This window comes from Streptomyces sp. NPDC046870, from assembly GCF_040704595.1.
In the GTDB taxonomy this organism is placed as follows: Bacteria; Actinomycetota; Actinomycetes; order Streptomycetales; family Streptomycetaceae; genus Streptomyces; species Streptomyces argyrophylli.
In genome coordinates this window covers 221,825-238,126 of the sequence record NZ_JBEYXM010000002.1, presented here as the reverse complement: position 1 = coordinate 238,126, position 16,302 = coordinate 221,825, and the positions used below count along the sequence as shown (strand labels likewise).

The window sequence follows — 16,302 nt, the reverse complement described above, 5'->3', positions numbered from 1 at the left end:
CCGAGCGGCCACCCCTCGCACGCTCAGAGCCGGGCGCGCGTGGCGTCCAGCAGGCGTACGACCGACGCGTCGGCCACGCCCGCCACCTCGTCGTAGGCGTACCAGCGCAGGTCGAGCGACTCGTCGCTGATCCCGTGCACCGCGCCGGGCGGGGCCAGGACCGCGTACTGGACGTCGAAGTGCCAGCGGCACGGTGGCGGGATCGGATGCCGGTCCAGCAGCACCGGGCCACCGGGAAGCAGCGTCAGCCCGGCGATGCCGGACTCCTCGGTCGCCTCCCGCAGGGCGGCCGCCTCGAGCGTCGGGTCGCCCGGTTCGCAGTGGCCGCCCATCTGCAGCCACATCCGCAGCTTCCGGTGCAGTGTGAGCAGCACCCGGCCGCGCTCCGGGTCGACCACCAGGGCGCTGGCCGTGAGATGACCCGCGTGGCAGGCCTTCCACAGGCCGTCCGGGTGGGCGACCAGATGGTCCAGGTAGGCCTGGCGCAGCTCTTCCTGGCCCTCGTACCCCTTCAGGACGAGGACCGCTTCGTCGTACAGGCTCACTCGGCGTCGTCGCCCTTGCCGCCGTCGCCGCCGGCCTCGTCCTTCTCGCCGTCCTTCTTGCGCAGGTCGGGCTTGTCCGCGGGGCCGCCCGCCGCCTCGCCGAGCATCTTGTCCAGCTCGGAGAAGTCCAGCTGCTCGCGGTGGACGAAGCCGTCCGGGTCGTCCAGGTCGGTCGCGGTCGGCAGCATGTCCGGGTGGGCCCACAGGCCGTCCCTGCCGTCGACCCCGCGCGCGTCCGTGAGCGAGGCCCACAGCCGGGAGGCGTCGCGCAGCCGGCGCGGGCGCAGCTCCAGACCGATCAGCGTGGCGAACGTCTGCTCCGCCGGGCCACCGGTCGCGCGGCGCCGGCGCAGCGTCTCGCGCAGGGCGTCGGCGGACGACAGGCGCGGCTTCGCGGCGGCGTGGACCACCGCGTCCACCCAGCCCTCCACGAGCGCCAGAGCGGTCTCCAGACGGGCCAGGGCGGCCTTCTGCTCGGGCGTGTCCTCCGGCTGGAACATGCCCTGCTGGAGCGCGTCCTGCAACTGCTCCGGGTTCTGCGGGTCGAACTGGCCGACCACGTCCTCCAGCTTCGCCGTGTCGACCTTGATGCCGCGCGCGTAGCCGTCGACCGCGCCGAACAGGTGCGAGCGCAGCCACGGCACGTGCGCGAACAGCCTCTGGTGCGCGGCCTCGCGCAGCGCCAGGTACAGCCGCACCTCCTCCTGCGGGACGCCCAGGTCCTTGCCGAACGCCGCCACGTTGGCCGGGAGCAGCGCGGCCTTGCCGGCCGGGCCCAGCGGAAGGCCGATGTCGGTCGAGCCGACGACCTCGCCCGCGAGCACGCCCACGGCCTGTCCGATCTGGGTGCCGAACATGGCGCCGCCCATCGAGCGCATCATGCCGATCAGCGGGCCCGCCATGGCCTGCATCTCCTCCGGCAGGACGTCGCTCATGGCCGCGCCGACCCGCTCGGCGACCGGGTCGACCAGCTCCTGCCAGGCGGGCAGGGTCGCCTCGACCCACTCCGCGCGCGACCAGGCCACCGCCGAGCCGGAACCCGACGGCAGGGACGTCGCGTCGTCCAGCCACAGGTCGGCCAGGCGGACGGCCTCCTCCACCGCCCTGCGCTCGGACGGGCCGACGCTCGCGTCCTTCGTGCCGTCCGACGTGCCCTGGGCGACCGTCTGGCGGGCGATCTGCTTGGCCATGTCCCAGTTCACCGGGCCGCCCTCGTACGAGAGCATCTGGCCGAGCTGCTGGAACGCGGCGCCCAGGTCGGTGGGGTTCAGGGAACCGAACATGGCTGCGAGCGGGTTGTCGGCACCGGGGCCGCCAAAGCCGCCGGCTCCGGGCAGGCCGCCGAAACCGAACGGATTGGCCGGTCCCTGCCCACCACCGCTCTGCTGGTCCTTCTTCTTGCCCTCGTCGCCGTCTTCCGGCTCCTCCGGCGGAAGGCCGAAACCGAATGGGGTGTCACTCACGGGAATCCTCGGCTGGTAAGGCCACCGGTTTCGCTCCGGTGGCGCGGCTGCCCGACAACACCACCCAGCGTAGACACCCCGACCCGATCGGGCCTCGGTGCTTCGCCCACGGAACGCCTGCGGCAGGATGGATGCACCTGGTACGTACGCGTCACTCGCGCCCGTACTGAAGACAACCGCTGGAGACGCCCGGTGAGTTCCCCAGATCCGCAGGTTCGCGCAGCGCGAAACCGTTCAACCTCTCCCGCCGTGCGCGGGCCCGTCGTCGCGGTGACCGGCGCCGCCACCGGGGTCGGCGCCCTGCTCACCGAGCGCCTCGCCGCGTCCCAGGAGATCAGACAGGTCCTCGCCATCGACGAACGGCGAGGCGAGTGCGCCGACGCGCAGTGGCACATCCTCGACGTCCGCGACCCCGCCATCGCGGACAAGCTGCGGGGCGCCGACGTCGTCGTCCACCTCGCGCTCGACCTCGACCTGGAGACCGATCCGGCGGCACGCACCGCTTACAACGTCCGGGGGACACAGACCGTCCTGACCGCCGCCGCGGCGGCCGGTGTGCACCGGGTGGTGCTGTGCACCTCCGCGATGGTCTACGGCGCGCTGCCCGACAACGAGCTGCCGTTGTCGGAGGACGCCGAGCTGCGCGCCACCGCCGAGGCGACCGGCGTCGGGGACCTGCTGGAGATCGAACGCCTGGCGCGGCGCGCCCCGCGCGCGCACCCGGGCCTGAACGTCACCGTGGTGCGGCCGGCCGTCCTGGTCGGCGGCACGGACACCGCGCTGACCAGGTACTTCGAGTCGCCGCGGCTGCTGGTCGTGGCCGGGTCGCGGCCCGCGTGGCAGTTCTGCCACGTCGAGGACCTGTGCAGCGCCCTGGAGTACGCCGTGCTGGAGAAGGTCGACGGGGAACTGGCCGTCGGCTGCGACGGGTGGCTGGAGCAGGAGGAGGTCGAGGAGCTGAGCGGCATCCGGCGGATGGAGCTGCCCTCGACGGTCGCGCTCGGCGCGGCGGCCCGGCTGCACCGGATCGGGCTCACCCCGTCCCCGGCGGGGGACCTCGCGTACACGATGTACCCCTGGGTGGTCAGCGGCAGCCGGCTGCACGACGCGGGGTGGCGGCCGAAGTGGACCAACGAGGAGGTCCTCGCCGAGCTGCTGGAGGAGGTGTCCGGCCGGCACACGGTGGCCGGGCGGCGGCTGGGCCGCAAGGACGCGACGGCCGCGGGTGCGGCGGGGGCGACGGTCGCCCTGCTGGGCGCGGCAGCCGTGGTACGGCGCGCCCGGAAGGCCCGGCGGCGCGTCTGACGTGCGGGAAGCAGCCGATGCGGAAGCTCCGCTGTAGGAGCCTCCAAGCGGCCCGCGCGGGTGCCTGCGAAAACTCGTATTCCGCGTTGTCACACCCGTGGGGCACGATGGGGGCATGGCGCTTACGAACGATCACCCCGGTGAGCAGGCGGCTCAGGACCCCATCAGGCTGATCGGCATCCGGGAGACCCCGCTCTCCGTGGACGAGGTGTTCCAGGCCGTCGGGGACGACGCGGCCGGGGGTGTCGCGCTGTTCGTGGGGACCGTGCGGAACCACGACGGGGGTGCCGACGTGGACGCGCTCGGGTACTCCTGCCACCCGAGCGCCGAGGCCGAGATGCGGCGGGTCGCCGAGAAGGTCGTCGCGGACCACCCCGTGCGGGCGCTGGCCGCCGTCCACCGGGTGGGGGACCTGCGGATCGGGGACCTCGCCGTCGTCGTCGCCGTGGCCTGCCCGCACCGCGCGGAGGCCTTCGACGCCTGCCGCAAGCTGATCGACGACCTCAAGCACGAGGTGCCCATCTGGAAGCACCAGAAGTTCTCGGACGGCACGGAGGAGTGGGTCGGCGCCTGCTGACCGCGCCGACCGCCACCTGATCCCGGCCGAGGGACGCCGGCTTGCTCCGACCGGGGCCCGTCGGCGCCGGACGGGTCGTCCGCTGATGGGGCCGGGGCCCCTGGTGCCGGATGGCGGCTCGCCGATCCGGGCCGGCGTCCGCGGACTCGCGCTCCGGCCGTCTGCCGACTCCAGGCCCGGCCGTCAGGCGATTGTGGCGCGGGTTCCCGCTGTCCCGGCCGGGGCCCGGCAGTGCCGGACGGCCGCCTGCTGATCCGGGCCGGCACCCGGCCGGCTCCCGGCCCGTCGCCGGCCCGTCCCGGGCGCCCGCTGAATGTCCCGAGTCCGCTGCTGCCGGTGCCGGACGGCGGCACGCCGTTCCGGGCTCGGCGGCCGCTGACTCCCGCCCCGGAGCGCTCCGGCGCCCCCCGGTTCGGGCCCGGCACCGCTCATCCCGGTCATCCGCCCGCTGGGGCCTCCTCCGCGCGACACCCGTCCACGCCCCGGCGACCGCAGCCCCCGTCCGGTGCGCGCCGACCCAGCCCCGACCCACCCGAGTCCAGCGCCCGCCCACGCCGACCGCGACCCCACCCCGGACCGGCGCCCGCCCACCCCGAGCGGACGCTTCCGCCCTCGCCGCTGATCCGTCTGGGCTTTCGCGGGTCCCCCGAAGGCGTCACACGCCGCACACGGTTTCCTCCGGTTGCGTAACCGGGACCCTAGCGTGAGCGTTGTCCGTGCAGACCGTTAATCTGCTGATCAGTCATTTGCGGACGCTCGTGGCGTATGGGAGGTCGGCATGGGGGTGCTTGTCTGGTTGCTGATCCCGCTTCTGGCCGCGATCGGCGGCGGGCTGTGGGGCACCTGGGCCAATCGGACCCGCAAGACGCGGAGCGACGGCCCTGAGCTGGACGGATACGCCCGGTTCCGCGAGGCCATGGAGAAGTCCCACACGGGTGCGCGCGGCGCCTGACGGGGGTGCCCTGACGGTGCGCTGACAGTCGCGTCCCGTACTGTCGTGGCATGCCACGCCGCACCGCGACGATGCTCGCCTCGACCCTGATGCTGATCGCGCTCCTGTGCGCGGGAGTCCTCATCCCCGTGCCGTACGCGGAGATGTCTCCCGGCCCGACCGTGAACACGCTCGGCGAGCACGACGGCGAGCCGGTGCTGCAGATCTCGGGGCACAAGACCTATCCGACGGACGGCCATCTGAACATGACCACCGTCCGGGTCACCGGCGCCGACTACCGGATGAACATGGTCGAGGCCGTCTACGGCTGGCTCGCCCACGACAGCAAGATCGTCCCGCACGACACGCTGTACCCGGACGGCAAGACGGAGGAGCAGTCCTCCCAGGAGAACGCCGAGGAGTTCAGCCAGTCCCAGGAGAGCGCCAAGGTCGCCGCCCTGAAGGAACTGGGCGTCCCGGTGAGGTCCTGGGTGATCGTCTCCACGGTCGTCAAGGACTCCCCGGCCGAGGGCAGGCTGCACGCCGGTGACGTGATCAAGGCCGTCGACGGAACGGCGGTCAAGCAGCCGTCCGACGTCGCCAGGCTGGTCACCAGGCACAGGCCGGGGCAGAAGGTCGTCTTCACGGTCGTGCCCGCCAAGGAGCAGGCCGCCGCCGAGAAGGCGCACCGGACGGCGACCAGGACGCAGGACGTCACCATCACGACGACGACCTCCCACGACACCGGGGCCGAGCGGGCCGTCGTCGGCATCTCCGCCGGAACCGACCACACCTTCCCGTTCACCATCGACATCAAGCTCGCCGACGTCGGCGGGCCCAGCGCCGGCCTGATGTTCGCCCTCGGCATCTACGACAAGCTCACCCCGGGCAGCCTCACCGGCGGGAAGTTCGTCGCCGGCACCGGCACCATCGACGACAACGGCACGGTCGGCCCGATCGGCGGCATCGAGATGAAGACCGTCGGCGCGCGCGACCGCGGCGCCCAGTACTTCCTGACCCCCGCCGACAACTGCGCGGCCGCCGCCAAGGACACCCCGGGCGGCCTCACCCTGGTCAAGGTCAAGACCATCGGCGACGCCCTCGGCGCCCTGAAGGACATCCGCAGCGGCGACACCGCCGCACTGCCGAAGTGCACCACCAAGGGCTGAACGGGCCGTGACACGGCCCGGGGCGCTCCCTGACCACCAGGGGCGCCCCCACCGCCGTGCACCCGGGGGAGCGGGTCAGTCCGCGAACGTCGCCGCCAGCGCGTCCGCCAGGCCGGGCACCAGGTCGGGGCCGGTCAGGACCTCCGTCGCGGAGTCCTTCTCCCGCAGCCGCAGCGCCGACTCCCGGCTGCCGTCGCGCAGCACGGCCACCGTCATCCGGACCTCCTGGCGCTCGGGGTGCTCGGCCACCCACCGGGCCAGCCCGGCCTCGTCGAGACCGGAGGGGACCTGGGCCTCGGCGGACGGCGGCAGCATCAGGCGCTCCACGACGAGCGCGCAGCCGGCCACCGCGTCGGGCCAGGCGATCGTGCCGAGGAACTCGTCGAGGGGCTTGCCGGACGGGAGCTCGTCCTGCTCGATCGGGGTGAGACCGGCGGTCTCGGACGCGTCCTCCAGGCCCAGCTGGGCCGCGAGCGAAGGTTCCTGAGCCCGCAGCCGTGCGGTGTCTACGAGGGCGAAGAGGCGAGCGGGCTGGTCCCAGCCGAGGCCGGAGACGTACTCGTCGATCTCGAGTACGGCCCGGGTGAGCGGGCTCGCTGCCATGGGAGTGTTGGACATGGTCACAATCCTGCCTCGTTCCCGGCCGGAATCGGGAACCGAGTAAACCGTGAGTAAGTTGCATAGGTGTGGGCCCGCGATCACGGGGGGCCACGGCGGGCCCGCGAACCCGAGGGCCTGACGGATCGACAGCGAACTTCGAGGTGCGCACCTTGGCTTTCCAGATGCCGGACCGCGGCGGAGGCCCGACGGGGCCACGGATCAGAGCGGGCCGCCCGTCCCGGAGGGTCCGAGCCCTGCTCGTGACACTGGGCGTCCTTGCCGTCCTCGGCATGGCGTTCACGATGTTCGCGGGCTTCTGGACGGAGTGGCTGTGGTACCGGTCGGTGCACTACTCGTCCGTGTTCACCACCACCCTGTCGACCAAGGTCGGGCTCTTCTTCGTCTTCGGCCTGCTGATGGCGGCCGCGGTCGGCCTCAACATCTGGCTCGCGCACCGGCTGCGGCCCCCGCTCAGCGCCATGTCCATGGAGCAGCAGAGCCTCGACCGCTACCGCATGGCCGTCGCGCCGTACAAGAAGTGGCTGCTGCTCGCCGTCACCGCCCTGGTCGGGCTGATCGCGGGCGCCTCCGCGTCGAGCCAGTGGCGGACCTGGCTGATGTGGGTGAACGGCGTGCCCTTCCACCAGAAGGACCCGCAGTTCCACCTGGACGTCTCCTTCTACGCCTTCGACCTGCCCTGGTACCGGTTCCTGCTGGGCTTCGGCTTCGCCGCCGCCATCCTGTGCCTGATCGCCGCGGCGCTCACGCACTACCTGTACGGCGGGCTGCGGGTCACCAGTCCGGGGGCGCGCGCCACCGCCGCCGCGACCGGACACCTGTCGGTGCTGCTCGGCATCTTCGTCGCCCTCAAGGCGGTCGCCTACTGGCTCGACCGGTACGGCCTCGCCGTCAAGTCCAGCGACTTCAAGGCGACCGGCAACTGGACCGGCCTGCGCTACGTCGACGCCAACGCCTACCTGCCGGCCAAGACGATCCTGTTCTGCATCGCCGTCATCTGCGCGCTGCTGTTCTTCGCCACCCTGTGGCGGCGCACCTGGCAGCTGCCCGTCATCGGCTTCGGCCTGATGGTGCTGTCGGCGATCCTGATCGGCGGCCTCTACCCGGCCATCGTGCAGAAGTTCCAGGTCCAGCCGAACGAGCAGGCCAAGGAGGCGCCGTACGTCCAGAAGAACCTGAAGGCGACCCGCGAGGCGTACGGCATCGACCAGGCCAAGGTCACCGAGTACCCGGGCAAGTCCACGACCCAGGACAAGACGAAGCTGCGCGACCAGGTCGACGCCACGGCCAGCATCCGCATCATGGACCCGAACGTCGTCTCGCCGACGTTCCAGCAGCTCCAGCAGATCAAGGCCTACTACGGGTTCCCGACCAACCTCGACGTCGACCGGTATGCCAAGGACGGCAAGGAGCAGGACACCGTCATCGGTCTGCGCGAACTGAACCTGGACGGCATCCCGAAGAACAACTGGATCAACGACCACTTCCGCTACACGCACGGCTTCGGCGTGGTGGCCGCCAAGGGCACCGAGGCCGACTCCGAGGGCCGGCCCGTCTTCACCGAGAAGAACCTGCCGTCCCAGGGCGACCTCGGGACGTACGAACAGCGGATCTACTACGGCGAGAAGACCACCACGTACTCGATCGTCGGCGGCCCCCAGAAGGAGGTCGACTACTCCGACAACGAGCGTGAGATGACCACCAGCTACCAGGGCGGAAGCGGGGTCAACCTCGACAACCCGGTCAACCGGGCCGCGTACGCGGTGGCGTTCAACGAGCCGCAGATCCTGTACTCGGGCGCGATCGGCAAGGGCTCCCGGATCCTGTACAACCGCACGCCCAAGGAGCGCGTGGAGGCGGTCGCCCCCTGGCTGACCATCGACGGCGACGCGTACCCGGCCGTCGTGAACCACCGCATTCAGTGGATCGTCGACGCCTACACGACGTCGAACGGCTACCCGTACGCCTCCCGTACGACCCTCGGTGACACGACGGCCGACTCGCTCACCGCCACGAACAACTCGCGCGCGGTGGTGGCCCAGCAGAACCAGGTCAACTACATCCGCAACTCGGTGAAGGCGACCGTCGACGCGTACACCGGCGAGGTCAAGCTGTACCAGTGGGACACCCGGGACCCGGTGCTGAAGACCTGGATGAAGGCGTTCCCCGACACGGTGGAGCCGCGCAGCGCGATCTCCCCGGAGCTGATGGACCATCTGCGCTATCCGCAGGACCTGTTCAAGGTGCAGCGCGAGCTGCTCACCCGCTACCACGTGACGGACGCGCAGACCTTCCTCACCGGCAGCGAGGTGTGGCAGGTCCCGGACGACCCGACGAACAACTCGGGCAGCGCGGTGCCGCCGTACTACCTGAGCATGAAGATGCCGGGCCAGAGCGAGCAGGCGTTCTCGCTGACGACGACGTTCACGCCCAACGGGCGGGACAACCTCAGCGCCTTCATGGCCGTCGACTCCGACCCGCGCACCAGCGACTACGGCAGGATCAGAGTCCTGAAGCTGCCGACGAACACGACCGTCGACGGCCCCAAACAGGTCCAGAGCCAGTTCAACTCCGAATCGGACATCGCGGAGACCATCAGCCTCCTCAGCCGCGGGCACTCGAAGGTCGAGTACGGCAATCTGCTGACCGTGCCGCTGGACGGCGGACTGCTGTACGCGGAGCCGGTCTACGTCCGCGGCGGCTCGCTCAAGTACCCGTTGCTGAGGAAGGTCCTGGTCACCTACGAGGGAAAAACCGCCTTCAAGAACACCCTGGACGAGGCCCTCAACGAGGTGTTCGGGGTGAAGAGTTCGACCAGTCCGCCGGAGACCGGCACCACGCCTCCCCCCGGCACCGGCAACCCGACGGTCAAACAGGCGCTGGAAGACGCGCAGAAGGCCTTCGACGCCGGGCAGCAGGCGCTGAAGAACGGGCCGGACTGGGACGCGTACGCCAAGGCGCAGAAGGACCTCCAGGACGCGCTGAAGCGGGCCGAGGACGCCCAGTCCAAGACGGGCGGCACCGGCGGCGGGAACGGCGACAAGAGCCGGAGTTGATCAAGACGCCCCCGCGCCGTGGTACGGTTGACACACAACGGCGCGGGGTGGAGCAGCTCGGTAGCTCGCTGGGCTCATAACCCAGAGGTCGCAGGTTCAAATCCTGTCCCCGCTACTGAAGTCGAAGGCCCGGATCCAGACATGGATCCGGGCCTTCGTGGTGTGCGAACTCATGTGCTGAGGGGAGGGACCGGCCGCGCCGCCGTGGGGAGTTGGGCGGTATGTGTTTGACTTGTCTCTCTGTGGGCATGTCGACAAAACGCTCAAGTGACCTCACGGGCTGCGGTATACCGGGTGTACCCAGGTTGCAGGTGGTGCGACGATGGACGTTATGGGGGACAAGGCAACTCTGTTCGAGTCAGGGCGATTTGTGCAGCCTTCCGACGCGGAGCCGGCCCGCGACGAGTTGGCGGACATGGGGGAAGCCGGCGAGGAGACGCGCCTCGCACTCGCCGCGCAGAGCGGTGACGCCGAGGCCGCGAGCGTCCTCGGAGCCATGCTGCTGCGCCGCGGCGACCTCGACGGAGCCGAACCCCACCTGCGCACGGCCACCGCGGCCGGTGACCGGGCCGCGGCCAACAACCTGGGCGTCCTGCTGCACCAGCGGGGCTACCCCGAGGAGGCGGCCGGCTGGTGGCGGATCGCCGCCGTCGCCGGTTCCGCCGCCGCCGCGCACGCGCTCGGCCGGCACCACCGCGAGCGCGGGGACGAGCCGGCCGCCGAGTACTGGCTGCGCCAGTCCGCCGAGCAGGGCCACGTCCTCGGCGCCTACGCGCTCGCCGACCTGCTGGAGCACCGCGGCGACGTCGGCGCCGAGCACTGGATGCGCGCCGCCGCCGAGCGCGGGCACCGGGAGGCCGCCTACCGGCTGGCACGCGCGCTCGACCGCGCGGCCGGACCCGGGGAGGAGACCGGGGGTGACAACACCGGCGAGGAGGCCGAACAGTGGTACCGGCAGGCCGCCGCGCGCGGGCACCGGCGGGCCGCGCTCCAGCTCGGGGCGATCCTGGAGAAGCGCGGCGAGCTGAAGGAGGCCGGGCGCTGGTACCTGACCTCCGCCAAGGACGGCGAGCCGCGGGCCGCCTGCGCGCTCGGCTTCCTGCTGCGCGACGCCGGCGACACCGAGAGCGCGGCCGTGTGGTGGCTGCGCGCCGCCCAGGACGGCGACGGCAACGCGGCCAACGCGCTGGGCGCGCTGCACGCCGAGCGGGGTGAGACGCAGACCGCCGAGCGGTGGTACCGGGCCGCGCTGGACGCCGGCGACGACAACGGCGCCTACAACCTCGGGCTGCTCTGCGCCGAGCAGGGCCGCACCGCACAGGCCGAGCAGTGGTACCGGCGCGCCGCGTACGCGGGGCACCGCGAGGCCGCGAACGCGCTGGCCATCCTGCTGCTCCAGAACGGCGACCCGACCGGGGCCGAGCCCTGGTTCTCCAAGGCCGCCGAGGCCGGAAGCGTCGACGCCGCGTTCAACCTCGGCATCCTCTACGCCGGGCGCGGCGAGGACGCGATGGCGCTGCGCTGGTACGAGCGGGCGGCGGCCGCCGGGCACGCCGAGGCTGCGCTCCAGGTCGGGATCGCCCGGCTGCGCGAGGGCGACGAGCAGGAGGCCGAACGGCATCTGCGCTGTGCGGCGGGCGGCGGCAGCGCGGAGGGCGCGTACCGGCTGGCCACCCTGCTCGACGCGCGCCGGCCGCCGGAGCCCGCGCACGAGCTGGGCGAGACCGTTCAGGAGAAGACCGAGTGCGAGGAGTGGTACGAGCGTGCCGCCTCGCAGGGGCACCGGCGGGCGCAGGTGCGGGTCGGCATGCACGCGGCGGCGCGGGGTGACGTGGTGGAGGCCGCGCGGTGGTACCGGGCGGCGGCCGAGGCCGGGTCGCGCAACGGCGCCTTCAACCTGGGGCTGCTGCTCGCCCGCGAGGGGAGCGAGCCCGAGGCGGCGGTGTGGTGGGCCCGGGCCGCCGATGCCGGGCACGGGCGGGCGGCCCTGCGGCTGGCCCTCGTCTACGCGCGTCGCGGTGAGCTGGCGGAGGGGCAGCGGTGGGCCGACAGGGCGGTGGCGCTGGGGCCGGCGGAGGTGTCCGAGCGGGCGGGACGGCTGCGGGACGCGCTGCGGGAGGAGCTCTCGGCGTGACGCCGGACACCCCGGCCTCTGTTGATTTGCTTCCGGGTGCTTCCCTCACGTAGTGTCGTATTCATCGACGCGGGGTGGAGCAGCTCGGTAGCTCGCTGGGCTCATAACCCAGAGGTCGCAGGTTCAAATCCTGTCCCCGCTACTGAAGGCCGAGGGCCGGAATCCAGAGATGGGTTCCGGCCCTCGGTGTTTTCGTCTCTGGTGCGTCCACGGCAACGGCCCTACGCGAAGAGCCCCGGCGGATGCCGGGGCTCCAGGGAAGCGGTGTGGGTACGCGGTCCGCTCACGCGCCCGAGCAGTTCGGGCACAGCCCCCGGTACGTGACCTCGACGTCCGACACCGTGAAGCCGAAGCGCTCGGTGTCGGGGAGGTCGGCCAGGGGGTTGCCGGTCGGGTGCACGTCGCGGATCGCGCCGCACCGGGCGCAGACCAGGTGGTGGTGCGGCCGGTGCGCGTTCGGGTCGTACCGCTTGGCGCGCTTGTCCGTCGAGACTTCCAGCACCTCGCCGAGCGAGACCAGCTCGCCGAGCGTGTTGTAGACCGTCGCCCGGGAGATCTCGGGCAGCTTGGCGACAGCCCGTGCGTGGACCTCGTCGGCGGTCAGATGGACGTGCTCGCCGTTCAGGACCTCGGCCACCACGCGTCGCTGCGCGGTCATCCGCCATCCGCGTCCACGCAGCCGTTCCAGAAGGTCGCTCATGGCCACCAGCCTAACAGGAAGAGTCCCCAGGTCGGGAATAGGTGTGATTTTGGATTGCTGTTTGACTTAGACAATGTCCATTGTAGGATCGGAACCGGCTTTGGCCACAGGACAGGACTAGTCAGTGATGACGCAGGAGGCGTACGTGACGCAGGGACCGCTCACCACGGAGGCCGGTGCCCCGGTCGCCGACAACCAGAACAGCGAGACGGCGGGCGTCGGCGGGCCGGTCCTCGTCCAGGACCAGCTGCTGCTGGAGAAGCTGGCGCACTTCAACCGCGAGCGCATCCCGGAGCGCGTGGTGCACGCCCGGGGCGCCGGCGCGTACGGCACCTTCACCGTGACCGCCGATGTCACGCCGTACACCCGCGCCGCCTTCCTCTCCGAGGCCGGCAAGCAGACCGAGGTCTTCCTGCGCTTCTCGACCGTGGCCGGCAACCTCGGCGCGGCGGACGCCGTCCGCGACCCGCGCGGCTTCGCGCTGAAGTTCTACACCGAGGAGGGCAACTACGACCTCGTCGGCAACAACACCCCGGTCTTCTTCATCCGGGACGCGATCAAGTTCCCGGACTTCATCCACACCCAGAAGCGCGACCCGTACACCGGCAGCACCGAGGCCGACAACGTGTGGGACTTCTGGTCGCTGTCGCCGGAGTCGACGCACCAGGTGACCTGGCTGTTCGGCGACCGCGGCATCCCGGCGTCGTACCGGCACATGGACGGCTTCGGCTCGCACACCTACCAGTGGAACAACGCGGCCGGCGAGGTCTTCTGGGTCAAGTACCACTTCAAGACCGACCAGGGGATCAAGAACCTGACCGCCGAGGAGGCGGACGTCCTCGCGGGCAAGGACCCCGACTCGCACCAGCGTGACCTGCGCGAGGCGATCGAGCGCGGGGAGTTCCCGAGCTGGACCGTGGGCGTGCAGATCATGCCGGCGGCGGACGCGGCGACGTACCGCTTCAACCCGTTCGACCTGACCAAGGTGTGGCCGCACGCGGACTACCCGGTCATCGAGATCGGCAAGCTGGAGCTGAACCGCAATCCGCAGAACATCTTCGCCGAGGTCGAGCAGTCGATCTTCTCCCCGTCGCACTTCGTGCCCGGTATCGGTCCCTCGCCCGACAAGATGCTCCAGGGCCGGCTCTTCGCCTACGGCGACGCCCACCGCTACCGCGTCGGCATCAACGCCGACCACCTGCCGGTGAACCGCCCGCACGCCACTGAGGCGCGCACCAACTCCCGTGACGGCTTCCTCTACGACGGCCGGCACGGCGGTGCGAAGAACTACGAGCCGAACAGCTTCGGCGGGCCGCAGCAGACCGGCCGTCCGCTCTGGCAGCCGTTCGACGGCTTCGCGGCCGGCACCGGCAACCACCCGACGCCCGCGCACGCCGAGGACGACGACTTCGTGCAGGCGGGCAACCTCTACCGGCTGATGTCGGAGGCGGAGAAGGAGCGGCTGGTCGCCAACCTCGCGGGCGCGATCTCGCAGGTCTCGCGCGAGGACATCGTCGAGCGCGCGATCGGCAACTTCCGCAATGCCGACGCCGACTTCGGCAAGCGGCTGGAGGCGGCGGTGCAGGCGCTGCGCGGCTGAGCCGGCCGCCCTCGCGGCTGGGCGGGCCGGACCCCACGGTGCTCGGGGTCCGGCCCGCTTCGCGTGTCACAGCGCGGGCGTGGGCTCGCGGGCCGGGAGCCAGCGGCGGACGATGTCGCGGACCGAGACGATCCCGGCCACATCGCCCCGGTCGAGGACGATGAGGTGCCGGAAACCGCCGTGCGCCATGGCGCGGGCCGCCTCCTCCAGGGTCCAGGTGGGGGCGGCGAAGACGACGTCGGTGGTGGTGTGGGCGTGGATGCGCTCCGCGTCCGGGTTCTGTCCGAGGCCGACGGAGTTGAGGATGTCGCGTTCGGTCAGGATGCCGATGCCGCCGGCGTCCGGGTCGAGGACCACGGCGGCGCCGACGCGGCGGGCGGACATCAGGGCGGCTGCCTGGCGGAGGGTGTGGGCGGGGCCGAGGGTGAGAATCACCGTGCTCATGGCGTCACGGACGAGCATGGACGGAGCACCTCCTAGGAACCCCCGGGAAAGTTCAGGGATTCACAAGTTCACAAGTGGGGGTGGGCCCAGAGTGCCAGGTAAAGGGCGGGTCAACAAGAGGGCGCGCGGCGCGAGTTGAGGGCGTGGCGGGAGTACTCCGGTGCTGTCCCCGTTCCTCACGTGCGCGGGTCGAGGTACTCCAGCAGCTCGTCGTGGAGGAGGCCGTTGGACGCCGCCGCGTCACCGCTGTGCGGGCCCGGCCGGCCGTCGAGGCCGGTGAAGGTGCCGCCCGCCTCCGTCACGATGATCGCGTTCGCGGCTATGTCCCACAGCGACAGCTCCGGCTCGGCGCAGATGTCCACGGAGCCCTCGGCGACCATCATGTACGGCCAGAAGTCGCCGTACGCGCGCGTGCGCCACACCTGGCGGGACAGCCCCAGGAAGCCGTCCAGGCGGTTGCGCTCCTCCCAGCCGGTGAGCGAGGAGTACGCGAAGGAGGCGTCCGCGAGCCTGCCGACGCGCGAGACGTGGATCCGGGTCGCGGAGGTGATGTTGCGGCCGGTGAAGGCGCCGTGGCCCTTCGCCGCCCACCAGCGGCGGCCGAGCGCGGGGGCGGAGACCACGCCTACGACGGGCTGGTAGCCCCCCTCGCCCGCCTCCATCAGCGAGATCAGGGTGGCCCAGACCGGGACGCCCCGCACGTAGTTCTTCGTCCCGTCGATCGGGTCGATCACCCAGCGGCGGGGGCCCGTGCCCTCGACGCCGTACTCCTCGCCGAGGACGGCGTCCCGTGGGCGGGCGCGCTGGAGCCGGCCGCGGATGAGTTCCTCCGCGGCCTTGTCCGCCTCGCTCACCGGGGTCATGTCCGGCTTCGTCTCCACCTTGAGGTCGAGGGCCTTGAACCGGGCCATGGTGGCGGCGTCGGCCGCGTCCGCGAGGACGTGGGCGAGGCGGAGGTCGTCGAGGTAGTCGGGCATGTGCAGAACGGTATCCGGCGGGACCGGCGCGGGGCCACCAGGGGCGCGGGAACCGCGCGGCCGGGCGGACGCACCGTCCGCCCCGTCGCAAACCCTTGACAGTGCATACAAGCACGTCAAATCTGGGCGCAGAGTCGGTGTGGTCCAGGGAGGCGAGGATGCCTGCTGCCCGGGAGTCGCTGTTGGACGCCGCCTACACGGCGCTCGCGCGCCGGCCGTGGTCCGCCGTGCGCATGGTCGACGTGGCCGCGTCGGCCGGGGTGTCCCGGCAGACCCTGTACAACGAGTTCGGCAGCAAGGACGGCCTGGCCCGGGCGCTGGTGCGGCGGGAGGCCGACGGATACCTCGCCGGCGTCGAGCGGGCCCTCGCCGGCTCCGCCGGGGCGCGGGACCGGCTCACCGCCACCGCCGAGTGGACGGCCGCCGTAGCCCGGGACAACGTACTGGTCCGGGCCATGCTCACCGGCTGCTGGACCGAGTGGCTGCCGAGTCCGCCGCTCACCGCCGTGCCCTCCGCCACCGCGGTACCGGCGCAGCGCCGGGCGGACGGGCCGCTGCCCGCGCCGCGCGACTTCGTGCGGATCGTGCGCGACCGCGCGGTGACCGCGCTGGCCGGTCCCGGCGCCGACCCGGCCGGCACCGCGGAACTGCTCCGCTCCTGCGAACTGGTGGTACGCCTCGCCCTGTCCTGCGTGGCGGCGCCGCCGGAGGAGGGCGGGTTGGCGGAGCTGGTACGGGCGGTGCTGCCACGGCACCTGGTGTGAATCCGCACGAGCCCGGCCT

Annotated in this window: 14 protein-coding genes and 2 tRNA genes; 10 read left to right on the top strand and 6 right to left on the bottom strand. The window is 71.8% G+C overall.

Features of this window, described 5'->3' with window-relative positions; all coding sequences use genetic code 11:
• Positions 1 to 23 precede the first annotated feature (23 nt).
• Together AB0946_RS05555 and AB0946_RS05550 are read right to left on the bottom strand one after the other, a co-directional pair.
• Positions 24 to 545, bottom strand: a complete 522-nt coding sequence (locus tag AB0946_RS05555) for an NUDIX hydrolase (protein WP_366759310.1) — start codon at positions 543 to 545, stop codon at positions 24 to 26.
• Positions 542 to 2,008 (bottom strand): zinc-dependent metalloprotease, encoded by a 1,467-nt coding sequence (locus tag AB0946_RS05550; RefSeq protein WP_366759309.1) that lies wholly within the window; start codon positions 2,006 to 2,008, stop codon positions 542 to 544. Before AB0946_RS05550 ends, AB0946_RS05555 begins: the two co-directional genes overlap by 4 nt.
• 192 nt (positions 2,009 to 2,200) lie before the next feature.
• On the opposite strand from AB0946_RS05550, the gene AB0946_RS05545 reads away from it, so the two are divergent.
• The 4 genes from AB0946_RS05545 to AB0946_RS05530 all read left to right on the top strand — a co-directional run bounded on the left by AB0946_RS05545 (position 2,201) and on the right by AB0946_RS05530 (position 5,990).
• On the top strand, positions 2,201 to 3,313 hold the full coding sequence (locus AB0946_RS05545; protein ID WP_366759308.1) for an SDR family oxidoreductase: 1,113 nt from the start codon (positions 2,201 to 2,203) through the stop codon (positions 3,311 to 3,313).
• A 115-nt stretch (positions 3,314 to 3,428) separates the two neighbouring features.
• Entirely contained in the window at positions 3,429 to 3,890 is a 462-nt protein-coding gene (locus tag AB0946_RS05540; protein ID WP_366759307.1) for a molybdenum cofactor biosynthesis protein MoaE, read from the top strand.
• A gap of 778 nt (positions 3,891 to 4,668) precedes the next feature.
• Positions 4,669 to 4,842, top strand: a complete 174-nt coding sequence (locus AB0946_RS05535) for a hypothetical protein (protein WP_171152993.1) — start codon at positions 4,669 to 4,671, stop codon at positions 4,840 to 4,842.
• Positions 4,843 to 4,892: 50 nt separating this feature from the next.
• Complete coding sequence (locus AB0946_RS05530; protein WP_366759306.1) at positions 4,893 to 5,990, top strand: PDZ domain-containing protein; 1,098 nt, start codon at positions 4,893 to 4,895, stop codon at positions 5,988 to 5,990.
• Positions 5,991 to 6,065: 75 nt separating this feature from the next.
• On the opposite strand, the gene AB0946_RS05525 is transcribed toward AB0946_RS05530, so the two are convergent.
• Complete coding sequence (locus tag AB0946_RS05525; RefSeq protein ID WP_366759305.1) at positions 6,066 to 6,608, bottom strand: PPA1309 family protein; 543 nt, start codon at positions 6,606 to 6,608, stop codon at positions 6,066 to 6,068.
• Positions 6,609 to 6,772: 164 nt separating this feature from the next.
• Between AB0946_RS05525 and AB0946_RS05520 the strand changes: the two genes are divergently transcribed.
• From AB0946_RS05520 to AB0946_RS05505, 4 genes are all read left to right on the top strand, one after another.
• A complete protein-coding gene (locus tag AB0946_RS05520) occupies positions 6,773 to 9,664 on the top strand; it encodes a UPF0182 family protein (protein WP_366759807.1) in 2,892 nt (963 codons plus the stop codon).
• Positions 9,665 to 9,705: 41 nt separating this feature from the next.
• Positions 9,706 to 9,779, top strand: a tRNA-Met gene (locus tag AB0946_RS05515).
• 207 nt (positions 9,780 to 9,986) lie between these two features.
• The gene (locus tag AB0946_RS05510; protein ID WP_366759304.1) at positions 9,987 to 11,798 is read left to right on the top strand and encodes a tetratricopeptide repeat protein; all 1,812 of its coding nucleotides are present in this window, start codon (positions 9,987 to 9,989) and stop codon (positions 11,796 to 11,798) included.
• A gap of 68 nt (positions 11,799 to 11,866) precedes the next feature.
• A tRNA-Met gene (locus AB0946_RS05505) sits at positions 11,867 to 11,940 on the top strand.
• Between the two features lie 141 nt (positions 11,941 to 12,081).
• On the opposite strand, the gene AB0946_RS05500 is transcribed toward AB0946_RS05505, so the two are convergent.
• Positions 12,082 to 12,498, bottom strand: coding sequence for a Fur family transcriptional regulator (locus AB0946_RS05500; protein ID WP_366759303.1), 417 nt, complete (start codon positions 12,496 to 12,498; stop codon positions 12,082 to 12,084).
• A gap of 145 nt (positions 12,499 to 12,643) precedes the next feature.
• Between AB0946_RS05500 and AB0946_RS05495 the strand changes: the two genes are divergently transcribed.
• Positions 12,644 to 14,098: a catalase gene (locus AB0946_RS05495; protein ID WP_366759302.1), complete on the top strand. Its 1,455-nt coding sequence runs from the start codon at positions 12,644 to 12,646 to the stop codon at positions 14,096 to 14,098.
• Between the two features lie 66 nt (positions 14,099 to 14,164).
• Here AB0946_RS05495 and AB0946_RS05490 read toward each other — a convergent pair whose 3' ends face one another.
• On the bottom strand, positions 14,165 to 14,560 hold the full coding sequence (locus AB0946_RS05490) for a CBS domain-containing protein (protein WP_366759301.1): 396 nt from the start codon (positions 14,558 to 14,560) through the stop codon (positions 14,165 to 14,167).
• Between the two features lie 158 nt (positions 14,561 to 14,718).
• Positions 14,719 to 15,519: a histidinol-phosphatase gene (gene hisN / locus AB0946_RS05485; RefSeq protein ID WP_366759300.1), complete on the bottom strand. Its 801-nt coding sequence runs from the start codon at positions 15,517 to 15,519 to the stop codon at positions 14,719 to 14,721.
• 158 nt (positions 15,520 to 15,677) lie between these two features.
• Between hisN and AB0946_RS05480 the strand changes: the two genes are divergently transcribed.
• Positions 15,678 to 16,283 carry a TetR family transcriptional regulator gene (locus tag AB0946_RS05480; protein ID WP_366759299.1) on the top strand — a complete coding sequence of 202 codons (606 nt, stop codon included), beginning with the start codon at positions 15,678 to 15,680 and terminating at the stop codon, positions 16,281 to 16,283.
• Positions 16,284 to 16,302: the final 19 nt, after the last annotated feature.

Excerpts from the sequence above, each read along its gene's own strand:
- AB0946_RS05510 (WP_366759304.1), top strand. The coding sequence starts at position 9,987 with ATGGACGTTATGGGGGACAAGGCAACTCTGTTCGAGTCAGGGCGATTT.
- AB0946_RS05530 (WP_366759306.1), top strand. The coding sequence starts at position 4,893 with ATGCCACGCCGCACCGCGACGATGCTCGCCTCGACCCTGATGCTGATC.
- hisN (WP_366759300.1), bottom strand. The coding sequence starts at position 15,519 with ATGCCCGACTACCTCGACGACCTCCGCCTCGCCCACGTCCTCGCGGAC.
- AB0946_RS05520 (WP_366759807.1), top strand. The coding sequence starts at position 6,773 with ATGCCGGACCGCGGCGGAGGCCCGACGGGGCCACGGATCAGAGCGGGC.
- AB0946_RS05535 (WP_171152993.1), top strand. The coding sequence starts at position 4,669 with ATGGGGGTGCTTGTCTGGTTGCTGATCCCGCTTCTGGCCGCGATCGGC.
- AB0946_RS05480 (WP_366759299.1), top strand. The coding sequence starts at position 15,678 with ATGCCTGCTGCCCGGGAGTCGCTGTTGGACGCCGCCTACACGGCGCTC.
- AB0946_RS05525 (WP_366759305.1), bottom strand. The coding sequence starts at position 6,608 with ATGTCCAACACTCCCATGGCAGCGAGCCCGCTCACCCGGGCCGTACTC.
- AB0946_RS05490 (WP_366759301.1), bottom strand. The coding sequence starts at position 14,560 with ATGCTCGTCCGTGACGCCATGAGCACGGTGATTCTCACCCTCGGCCCC.
- AB0946_RS05500 (WP_366759303.1), bottom strand. The coding sequence starts at position 12,498 with ATGAGCGACCTTCTGGAACGGCTGCGTGGACGCGGATGGCGGATGACC.
- AB0946_RS05540 (WP_366759307.1), top strand. The coding sequence starts at position 3,429 with ATGGCGCTTACGAACGATCACCCCGGTGAGCAGGCGGCTCAGGACCCC.